Annotated in this window: 10 protein-coding genes and 1 tRNA gene; 2 read left to right on the forward strand and 9 right to left on the reverse strand. The window is 23.9% G+C overall.

Features of this window, described 5'->3' with window-relative positions:
- From D9V70_RS02735 to fkpA, 3 genes are all read right to left on the reverse strand, one after another.
- On the reverse strand, positions 1-140 hold a 140-nt coding region (locus D9V70_RS02735; protein WP_172599342.1), incomplete at its 3' end, for a DsrE family protein.
- Between the two features lie 19 nt (positions 141-159).
- The gene (tusD, locus tag D9V70_RS02740; RefSeq protein WP_158356197.1) at positions 160-546 is read right to left on the reverse strand and encodes a sulfurtransferase complex subunit TusD; all 387 of its coding nucleotides are present in this window, start codon (positions 544-546) and stop codon (positions 160-162) included.
- A gap of 69 nt (positions 547-615) precedes the next feature.
- Positions 616-1,377, reverse strand: coding sequence for an FKBP-type peptidyl-prolyl cis-trans isomerase (fkpA, locus tag D9V70_RS02745; RefSeq protein WP_158356198.1), 762 nt, complete (start codon positions 1,375-1,377; stop codon positions 616-618).
- A gap of 1,421 nt (positions 1,378-2,798) precedes the next feature.
- Between fkpA and tsgA the strand changes: the two genes are divergently transcribed.
- Positions 2,799-3,962: an MFS transporter TsgA gene (gene tsgA / locus D9V70_RS02750; RefSeq protein WP_158356199.1), complete on the forward strand. Its 1,164-nt coding sequence runs from the start codon at positions 2,799-2,801 to the stop codon at positions 3,960-3,962.
- A gap of 74 nt (positions 3,963-4,036) precedes the next feature.
- On the opposite strand, the gene trpS is transcribed toward tsgA, so the two are convergent.
- From trpS to aroK, 4 genes are all read right to left on the reverse strand, one after another.
- Positions 4,037-5,056 (reverse strand): tryptophan--tRNA ligase, encoded by a 1,020-nt coding sequence (trpS, locus tag D9V70_RS02755; protein ID WP_158356200.1) that lies wholly within the window; start codon positions 5,054-5,056, stop codon positions 4,037-4,039.
- Between the two features lie 24 nt (positions 5,057-5,080).
- Positions 5,081-5,767 (reverse strand): ribulose-phosphate 3-epimerase, encoded by a 687-nt coding sequence (gene rpe, locus D9V70_RS02760; protein WP_158356201.1) that lies wholly within the window; start codon positions 5,765-5,767, stop codon positions 5,081-5,083.
- A 559-nt stretch (positions 5,768-6,326) separates the two neighbouring features.
- Complete coding sequence (gene aroB, locus D9V70_RS02765) at positions 6,327-7,409, reverse strand: 3-dehydroquinate synthase (RefSeq protein ID WP_158356202.1); 1,083 nt, start codon at positions 7,407-7,409, stop codon at positions 6,327-6,329.
- A gap of 42 nt (positions 7,410-7,451) precedes the next feature.
- Complete coding sequence (gene aroK, locus D9V70_RS02770) at positions 7,452-7,973, reverse strand: shikimate kinase AroK (RefSeq protein ID WP_158356203.1); 522 nt, start codon at positions 7,971-7,973, stop codon at positions 7,452-7,454.
- 500 nt (positions 7,974-8,473) lie between these two features.
- On the opposite strand from aroK, the gene D9V70_RS02775 reads away from it, so the two are divergent.
- Positions 8,474-8,558 (forward strand) — tRNA-Ser (locus tag D9V70_RS02775).
- A 33-nt stretch (positions 8,559-8,591) separates the two neighbouring features.
- Here D9V70_RS02775 and deoD read toward each other — a convergent pair.
- Both deoD and D9V70_RS02785 read right to left on the reverse strand, forming a co-directional pair.
- Complete coding sequence (deoD, locus tag D9V70_RS02780; protein ID WP_158356204.1) at positions 8,592-9,296, reverse strand: purine-nucleoside phosphorylase; 705 nt, start codon at positions 9,294-9,296, stop codon at positions 8,592-8,594.
- A 60-nt stretch (positions 9,297-9,356) separates the two neighbouring features.
- Positions 9,357-10,580, reverse strand: coding sequence for a phosphopentomutase (locus D9V70_RS02785; protein ID WP_158356205.1), 1,224 nt, complete (start codon positions 10,578-10,580; stop codon positions 9,357-9,359).
- Positions 10,581-10,623 lie beyond the last annotated feature (43 nt).

Raw genomic sequence — 10,623 nt, forward strand, 5'->3', positions numbered from 1 at the left:
AATTGAAAAACACCGTCTCCAATAAAAAATAAATTTATTTTCTTAATAAGAGAAGAAATACCAAAAATAGCATCTAACCCTTCTCTACCAAAACTATTTCCATGTGGTACATGAGAAAAAACAAAGGCAATTCTTTTCATTAAAGTAAACATACCAAAATTAAAATTGTATTATACGATCGCATATTTCTATAGAATAAGCTAATTCTAATAATCCACTTAATTGAAAGCAAAATGCTAAATTTCCTTTTTTAAGATTTAAATTTGATGCTTCCTCATCATCTAGTATACCTCTTCTGAGGGCTGCACTGCTGCAAACATATAGTTTTACATTATATTTTTTATTTAATTCTTGCCATGCTTGAACTAAGTTGAATTCATCAATTGCAGGTGTAGTCATACTATTTGCATTGAGAACTCCATCACAATAAAAAAACACGCTATATAGTTTATGTTTTGTTTTAACTAAAGATTGACAAAAAAGAAAAGCAGTGCTTGCATTTTGTGTTCCATAAGCAGAACCTGTTACTAATATTGTATAGTTCATATTTAAATTATTGAAAACATTTTCAAAAACATATTTTAATATTGATAGAAAAAAATAAATATACTATTTTTATATATTAATTACATCAAGCAATTCTATATCAAAAATTAGAGTAGAGTTTCCTGGAATAGTACTAATTTCTTTTTTTCCATATCCTAAATTAGGTGGTATTATCAACTTAATTTTACCGCCTTTCTTAATATATTTTAAACCTTCTTGCCAACCTAATATAACATCTTTTAACATTAATGATACAGGTTCACCTCTTTTATAAGAATTATCAAATTCTGTACCATCAATTAAAGTACCTTTATAATGCACAGTAATTTTTGTATTATTTGTTAATGAATCACCCTCTCCTGGTTTTTCTATAATGTATAAAAGACCGCTAGATGTTTTTTTAGCTCCTTTAGTTTTAGAAAAATTTTTCATATATAATTCTCCTCTAGCAAGATTTTCTTTTGCATTCTTTTCTAACTGAATTTTAGTGGCGTTATTTAATTTTTCTTCCAATTGTAAAAGAATCGAAGAGATTTCTTCATGAGACAACTGCAAATTTCCAGAAATTGCGTCTTGAACTCCTTTTAAAAGACTATTTTTATTTAAATGCACACCTATATTTTTTTGTTTTTCAAAAGATTGATTAACGTAATTTCCTAATGAAACACCTAACGCATAACCTAATTTATCATCATTGTTCGTAAAAGTATTTTTTGTTTCTAAATGCGGCTGAAAATTGATATTATTTAAAGATATTGATTCTGAAAATGATTTTGGAACATATAATATTATACATAATAATATTATTTTTTTTAGAATAAAAAAAATCATTTACTACTCCCAAAAACCTATATATTTTAAACATGTTTAACAAATATTTTTTTAAATAGTATTAAATCTTTATTTTTTACAGTACTTTTTCTAAAGTATATTGAAATCATTTTATACTTTCTTTAATAATTATCTTCAGTCATAATTCAAGATGGTGATAAATGAAGAATGTTATCTCTAAATATTAAAAAAATAACAACTTCTTAAGAAAAAAAGTTGTAAAATTTTATGTATTCTTTTAGAAAAATTTGATTGCAATACAATCCCTATTAATAAATCTTTATCTTGTATTTTTTGGAAAAATTAAAACGATTATTAATAAGATGTAATTTAGAAAATATTTTTTCAGATTTTTTTAAACACCAGATAATAATTTGTTTGTATTTATAACATCAATAATAGACTTTTCTACAGCACAAACTAACAGTTTTTTTCATATTTAGTATCATGAATTCCAGATTTTATTATTGACCCAATTTTATTTGTAGTCAATGTTGTACTAATTAGCAATTCTCCACCTAAAGATTTTACAAAATTTAAAATATTTGGTTTAAACCCATAGTGTTCATAAAAAATAACTTTCTATTTCTTCTCTAGTTTTTATTTCATTAAAAATTAAAATTACATTATATTAATTATATGAATCTCTTAATTCTTTTATAAAAGAAATATTTACTAGTATTATACCTTTTTTTTCTTAAATAAGTTCAACTACTATCGCACATGTATCATAACTAATGATGTATTTTACTATTTTAATATCATTAAAAAATTATGAATTATACCTGTATTTTAAAGATTAAAATTTTTAGAACTTTTTAATTACCTATCTAAAAAAAACAGTAAAAAAGTACGCCTATAAAACGAATTATAAAAAGAAATTATTTTATTTTTTTAGAATTACAAACTCTACATGAATAATAGCGCGCTATTTTAAAAACTACTTTATTTACTTCTGCTCTAGAGTTAGAAAATAAAATACGTGATTCAAAACTCAAGAAAACTAACTTTTTAGCTATAAGATATATTTCGTTAACAAAAAAAATACTAATATAAAATAATGTTTTATTTTTTTTAATATTTTATTCAATTGTAGATGGCAATAAATTAATGATCTTACTGCAATTTGTTCAGAAAAATCAATACATTCTTTTCCTCTGTAATCCCATCAAGACAATTTTTTTTTAATATCATATGTATGATTTTATTAAATATTTAAAAAAATTAATTTTTAAAATAAAATATACATTATATTTTATTAAAATTAAACTTAAATATTTAAAATATTTGGTTTAAATAACTTTAAAATTTAAAAAATAGAGATTTTTATATAAAATTATTATAAATATATATAAAAATATAAAAAAGTTATAATATCTTAATTTATGTTTTTATAAATTTTATTAAATAAGGTGATGAAGATGAAAAATATTAATCGAATAGGTCTTACATGGATTAGTTTTTTTTCATATGCCTTTACAGGTGCATTAGTCGTGGTTACAGGAATGATAATAGGAAATATTTCTGATTATTTTCATTTATCTATATCTCGAATGAGTAATACGTTTACTTGTTTAAATGCAGGTATATTACTATCAATAATATTAAATTCTTGGCTCGTAGAATATATGTCATTAAAAAAACAATTAATTTTAGGATTTATTTTAACAATAACATCTATAATAGGTATAGTATATAGTACTAATATAATTTACTTTTCTGTAAATATGTTCATACTAGGATTAGTAAGTGGTATTACTATGTCAATTGGTACATTTCTTATTACTTATTTATATTCAGGATCGAAAAGAGGATCTCAACTGTTATTAACTGACTCTTTTTTTAGTATGTCAGGAATGATATTTCCAATTATTACGGCTTATCTTTTAGAAAAACATATTATTTGGTATTGGATTTATATATATATAGGAGTAATTTACTTATTAATTTTTCTTTTAACAATAAATCTTAATTTTCCAGAATTAAAAAAAAGTAAAAAGAATTTCAAACAAAAAAAAGAAAAATGGAACATTAATATTTTTTTATTGTCTATTTCAGCTTTGCTGTACATATTAGGACAATTAAGCTTTATTTCTTGGGTTCCACAATATGTTACTGAAGTGATAGAAATAGATATCAAAAAAACAGGTGGATTAGTTAGTAATTTTTGGATGTCTTATATGATTGGTATGTGGTTTTTTAGTTTTTTAATCAAGTTTTTTAATCTAAATCAAATGTTTATTCTTTTAACTAGTGTTTCTACATTTCTTATGTATAATTTTATTCATAATCAGAATTTTATACTACTTAAATGTATTATCATTGGTTTGGGTTTTTTTTCTAGTGCTATTTATACTATAATTATAACATTAGCATCGTTACAAACAAAAAATCCATCTCCAAAATTAATAAATCTAATTTTGTTGTTTGGAACAATAGGAACTTTATTAACGTTTATTGTAACTAGTCCAATTGTAGAAAAAAAAGGATTATATGCTACTTTGATCACTTCTAATATATTATATGCAATAGTTTTTTTATTATCTATATTAATTTATTTGAATAAAAATTCTAAAAAATTATAAAGACTTTTACATATAAAAATTGTTAATTGTTTTATAAGATACGAAAATAAACTGGAAGAAAATTAATTTCTAGTTTATTTAAATAAAGAAACTAAACCTAGTTTAGAACATACATTTTGTAGAGTTTTTTCAGATTTTAATCTAGCCTTTATAGCTCCTTCATAAACTACTTTTTTCAAATAAGATTCATCACAACGATAATTTATATAAGATTTTTGCATTTTATATAAAAATTTAGATAAAGAATCTGCTACAATATCTTTAAATTCTCTATACATTATACCTTGTAATTCTTTTAATAATATATCAATATTTTTATTCGTAATAGCAGAAAGAATTTCTAATAGATTTGAAATTCCTGGTTTTCTTTCAATATCATAATATATTCTACATGGTTGTTCTGAATCAGTCATAGATTGTTTAATTTTTAATATCACTGAGGATATATCATCTAATAAAAAAATTACATTATTTTTATTAATATCCGATTTAGACATTTTTTTATTTGGTTCTAATAAGGACATAATTTTAGATCCACATTCATTAATTAATGGTTCAGGTAATGTAAAAATATCACCATATAATGAATTAAAACGATAAGCTATATTACGTGTAAGTTCTATATGTTGTTTTTGATCCCTTCCTACTGGAACGAAATTAGTTTGATATAATAAAATATCTGATGCCATCAAAATAGGATAGTTGAATAGACCTACATTTGTTTTCTCATAACGATTTTTAATCTGTCTTTTCATTTTGAATTGATTCATACGAAGTAATTCTGAAAATTGACTAAAACAATTCAAAATCCAATTTAATTGACTATGTTGATAAACATGAGATTGAATAAAAATAATGCTTTTGTTAGGATCTACTCCGCAAGCTAAATAAAAGGATATTGTATCTAATATTGATTTTTTTAAACAAGAATGCTTATTGTATGTAGTAAGTGCATGTAAATCAGCAATACAATAGAAACAATTATAATCATTTTGCATTTTAGACCAATGACGCATAGTTCCTATATAATTTCCAATTGTTATATTTCCAGAAGGTTGTATAGCGCTAAATAGAACTGGTTTAAAAGAAGTCATCTTGTACTCTACAATAAAAAAATATTAATGAATAAATTTAGAATAAGCATGTTGTAATTCTTTACGAATTTTTTCTATGATAAGATCATAATTAGAATGTTTAAATAGACCTGTTCCAATTACAAATATATTTGCTCCAGAAAATGCTATTTCTGCAATATTATCCAATTTAATTCCTCCATCTACTTCTAAGAGAATATCTAAACAATTAGAATCAATAATTTTTCTAACTTCACGTAATTTGTTTAATGTAGATGGTAAAAAAGCTTGATTACCAAAACCTGGATTAACAGACATCAATAAAATTAAATCTAATTTTTCTAATACATAATCAAGAAAATTAAGTGGTGTAGCTGGATTGAAAGCTAGTCCTGCCTTACATCCATGCTCTTTAATTAATTGTAATGTACGTTCAATATGTTGTGTTGCTTCTGGATGAAAGGTAATAAAAGTAGCACCAGCTTTCGCAAATTGTGGAATTAAATTATCTACTGGTTTTACCATTAAATGAACATCAATTGGTACCTTAATATTATAATTACGTAAAGCTTCTAAAATCATAGGACCCATTGTTAAGTTAGGAACATAGTGATTATCCATAACATCAAAATGTATTAAATCACCTCCAGCATCTATTGCTTTTTGTGTATCTTCTCCCAAACGTGCAAAATCAGCAGATAAAATAGATGGAGCTAAAAAAAATTTTTTCATCTTAATTTCCCTGTATTAATTCTAAATAAATTCAATATATAAAATAAAAATAACTATATTTAATATTTTTTATTTTTTAATATATAAAATAAAGAAATCTTGAAAAAATTAATTTTTAATCTTTTAATGATAAAATAATTTATATTATATAAATTAAAAATTAAAGTGTTAAATATAAAGATAAAAAATAAACTATCACTTACTATTAAATGAAAATTGATATTTTTAATAAAAATCATAATATAATAATTATATAAATATTATTTTGATCATGTGTTTAGAAAATTAATAGAAGTTTTTTATTTTTTAAAAAGTGAAAATTTAGATGTTAAAATTTTTAATTTTATAAGAAATTCATATATAATGTTTTTACTCTTTATAGTTTTATTTTTGTAATTATAAAGTGTTTTATCAAATATATTTATCACTTATTATTTAAAACAAATATAAAAAAATGCTATTATTAAAAGAATAAAACTATATAAGAGCAAAAATAAAATCAAAATAAGTGTAAATATATAATATTTAATAGTTTTAGTTTATTTGATATGATAAAAATTTATTGAGATTCTTTAATAGCAGTTAAAATGATATTTTTATCTACATGATTATAAATCTCTGATTTTCCAATAGATAAAGGTAAAACTAATCTAATTTCTCCAGAAATAACTTTTTTATCTCGCATCATATAAGGAATATATGAAGCAGCAGACATATTTTTAGGTCCTTTTACAGGTAAACCAGTCCTCTTTAATAATGTAATAATTCTTTTAAAATCTGTTTCTTTTAAGTATCCTAGTATTTTAGAAGTACGAGCAGCCATAACTATACCTACTGATATGGCCTCACCATGTAACCAATTCCCATAACCAGCATGAGTTTCAATTGCATGACCATATGTATGACCAAGATTTAACAATGCTCTAAAATTATTTTCTCTTTCATCAAGAGAAATTATTTTTGACTTTAATTCACAACATTTTTTTATACAATACGACATGATTTCATGATCTAAAGATAAAATATTTTCAATATTTTCTTCTAACCAAGAATAAAATTTTTCATCAAAAACAATAGCATATTTAATCACCTCTGCTATACCAGATACTAACTCTTTTTGTGGCAAAGTTTTTAAACAATCAATATCAATAATTACAGAAGCAGGCTGCCAAAAAGAACCAATCATATTTTTACCTAATAAATGATTGACAGCAGTTTTTCCACCAACAGAAGCATCTACTTGAGCTAAAAGAGTCGTTGGAATTTGAATGAAAGCAACACCTCTCTGATAAACAGAAGCAGCAAATCCAGTTAAATCACCTATTACTCCTCCACCTAGTGCAATTAAAGTAGTATCACGAGTATGTTTTTTTTCTAATAAAGCTGAAATAATAAGTTCCATTTCATTCAATGTTTTATACTGCTCTCCGTCTGAAAGAATGACTTGATCTATTTTTATTCCAGATTTTCTTAAATGATATAGAACTTTATCCTTTAAAAGGTTTGCTAGTGTTTTATTTGTTACTAACATAGCTTGATTTCCAGGTTTTAAAGGCCAAAAAATATCATCTTTTTGAATAATATTAGAACCTATGCTAATAGGATAACTACGTTTTCCTAGAATAACTTTCAATTGTTTCAAAATTTTTTACACTCCATGAATTTTTTATTCTAAGTACAAATGCTATATTTTTTCTAATAAACGAATAATATTAAAAGCTACTACTTTAGCACTATGATCGTCGGTTTGCACTGTAATATCTGCAATTTCTTCATATAAAGGATTTCTTTCATTTGCTAAATTTTCTAATATAATACGATTTGAAATAGGAACTTGTAATAATGGTCTTGTTTTATCTTTTTTGGTACGTAATAATTGTTTTTCAATTGTTGTTTCTAAATAAACGACAATACCACGAGCTGATAAAAAATTACGAGTATCTTTAAATTGAACTGACCCTCCACCTGTAGCAAGTACAATACCTTGTTTTTTAGTTAATTCATTGATAATATTTCGTTCTCTTAAACGAAAACCATTTTCACCTTCTACATCGAAAACCCAACTTATATCGGCACCAGTACGTTTCTCAATTTCTTGATCAGAATCAAAAAACTCCATGTTAAGTTGTTGAGATAATTGACGACCAATAGTACTTTTTCCTGCTCCCATCGGTCCTACTAGAAAGATATTTCGTTTTTCTGCCATATTTTTATTATTAAAAACAATTCGTTAATAAAAACCAGCATTTAAAAACTTTTGCTGGCAAGATATAAACACAAATCTATAATGCAATAAAATGAATATAAAAAATATCTCATGTATTATTTATTTTATATAATGCAACTAAAATAGCTAAACAATCAAAAATAAAAAAATTAATTTTAATTTAAAAGATTTTAATATATTAAATAATACTTTTATTTTTTTATTAATAAATTTGATTATTTTAGTTTTATACTTTTATATGAACTAAAAGTATATAGAGAATTATACTTAAATAAAAAATATATTCTATCAAAATCAACATCATTTTTTTCTATTTTTTAAGAAAATCGATATTTCATGAAATGAAAATCGAAAATATAAAATTATAGAAATATCTTAAAATAAACTTTAATTTAGCAAAAAACTTGACGTAATTATTTTTTTTAGATTAAAATAGTTATCTAATTAATTAAAAAATAAAATAAAAATTTTTCCAAAATGGTGAGATGTCCGAGTGGCTTAAGGAACACGCCTGGAAAGCGTGTATATGGAAACGTATCAAGGGTTCGAATCCCTTTCTCACCAAAAAAACATTTATGTTTAGTACTAATTATTATGTTATAAAGTAGATTCTAAAGCTATATGGATCATACTATTAAAACTAGATTCTCTATCTTTAGAAGATAAACTTTCTTTTTTTATAATATGATCAGATACGGTACATATTGAAATTGCTTTAACCATCAACTCTGATGTAACTCCATATATTCCTGCCGTTTCCATATCTACTCCAAGAATGTGATATTTTTGTAAAATTTCTAGTGTCTCTTGATCATCATTATAAAAAGAATCCGTAGTAAAAAAATTTCCAACACGTATATTAACATTTAATTTCTTGGCAATATGCATTGTCTTGCAAATCATTTTAAAATCAGCAATAGCAGAAAAATCATGATTTTTGAATTTAATTCTATTAATTTTCGAATCAGTACAAGCACCCATTCCAATAACTATATCGCGTAGATTTACATCTTCTCTTACAGCGCCACAAGTTCCTATACGAATAATTTTTTTTACCTTATATTCATTAATTAGTTCTCTAACATAGAGCGTAGCAGATGGTATTCCTATACCATGACTCATTACTGAAATTTTTTTATTTTTATAAAAACCAGTATAAGCTAACATTAATCGAACTTTATTAATTTGCTGAAAATTATTTAAATAATTTTCAGCGATATACTTAGCTCTTAAAGGATCACCTGGCATAAGCACTATATCAGAAAAATCATTTTTTTTACTACTAATATGAGGTGTAGACACTAATTTTTTTCCTTTTTAATATACTATTATAAAAATATAAATCTATATTTTTTCGTATTTTTAAAGCATATTTTTGCCATATGGCATATCAGATAATAGAAAGTATTTAGCAATAGTCTGTGCTATATCTGAAAAAGTTTTTCGATGTCCTAAATAAAATGGTTTAATAGATGGTGAATAAATTAATATAGGAATATTTTCTCTAGTATGATCTGTTCCCTTCCATGTAGGATCACATCCATGATCTGCAGTTAATATTAATAAATCTTTTTCAGAAACTAAATTTAACATCTCAGATAACTTTTTATCAAATAACTCCAAACCTTTAGCATATCCAGATACATCACGACGATGACCCCAATTTGAGTCAAAATCCACTAAATTGGTAAAAACAATAGTATTATTTTTAGATAGTTTAATTGCATTAATAGTACTATTACATAAATCTTCCAAACCAGTAGAGTTAATTTTTTTACTTATTCCTATTCCTGCATAAATATCAGAAATTTTTCCAATTGCAATAACCTGCCCGTTTTTTTCATCTATTAATTTTTTTATAACAGTTGTAGAAAAAGGTTTTATTGAGAAATCACGTCTATTTCCTGTTCGTTGAAAATTTAATTTATTAGTTCCAATAAAAGGTCTAGCGATTACTCGTGCAACTTTATATTGATAATCATCTAATATAAAACGAATAATTTCACATAATTTATAAAGATTTGATAAACCAAAAAAGACTTCATGACAAGCAACTTGCAATACAGAATCTGATGAAGTATATAAAATCGGTTTCTTAGTATTTATATGTTCTTCACCTAAATTGTAAATAATATCTGTTCCTGAAGAGTGACAATTTCCGATAATACCAGGTAATTTAAACTGATTTATTATTTTTTTTAATAACATTTTAGGAAAACTATTATGTTTTTTTTCAAAATAAAACCAATCATCTAAAACTGGTACTCCTGCAATTTCCCAATGTCCTGAAGTAGTATCTTTACCAGAAGAAATCCCGCTAGCAAATCCATAACTACCTATAATATTTAAAGTATTATTAAACCCTAAAGGATATTTTCCTGTAGATTTTTTTGCTGCTTCTATAATTCCTAATCGTACTAAATTAGGAATATTTAGAGCACCTGTTCTTCCTATATTAGCTTGTCTTAAAAAACACTTTTCTACTATATGTCCAAATGTATCTGAACCAACATCATTAAATTTGTCTGCATCAATACTAGAACCGATACCAAAAGAATCTAAAACAATTAAAAAAACTCGTTTCATGATTAAATATCCGAAAATTGACTAAAAATAACTGTATTTTTTT

Origin of the sequence: Buchnera aphidicola (Lipaphis pseudobrassicae), assembly GCF_005081185.1 — a bacterium.
Taxonomy (GTDB): Bacteria; Pseudomonadota; Gammaproteobacteria; order Enterobacterales; family Enterobacteriaceae; genus Buchnera; species Buchnera aphidicola_AD.

Bases quoted from the DNA above. Each gene is read 5' to 3' on its own strand.
- tusD (WP_158356197.1), bottom strand. From the start codon at position 546: ATGAACTATACAATATTAGTAACAGGTTCTGCTTATGGAACACAAAAT.
- fkpA (WP_158356198.1), bottom strand. From the start codon at position 1,377: ATGATTTTTTTTATTCTAAAAAAAATAATATTATTATGTATAATATTA.
- tsgA (WP_158356199.1), top strand. From the start codon at position 2,799: ATGAAAAATATTAATCGAATAGGTCTTACATGGATTAGTTTTTTTTCA.
- trpS (WP_158356200.1), bottom strand. From the start codon at position 5,056: ATGACTTCTTTTAAACCAGTTCTATTTAGCGCTATACAACCTTCTGGA.
- rpe (WP_158356201.1), bottom strand. From the start codon at position 5,767: ATGAAAAAATTTTTTTTAGCTCCATCTATTTTATCTGCTGATTTTGCA.
- aroK (WP_158356203.1), bottom strand. From the start codon at position 7,973: ATGGCAGAAAAACGAAATATCTTTCTAGTAGGACCGATGGGAGCAGGA.
- D9V70_RS02785 (WP_158356205.1), bottom strand. From the start codon at position 10,580: ATGAAACGAGTTTTTTTAATTGTTTTAGATTCTTTTGGTATCGGTTCT.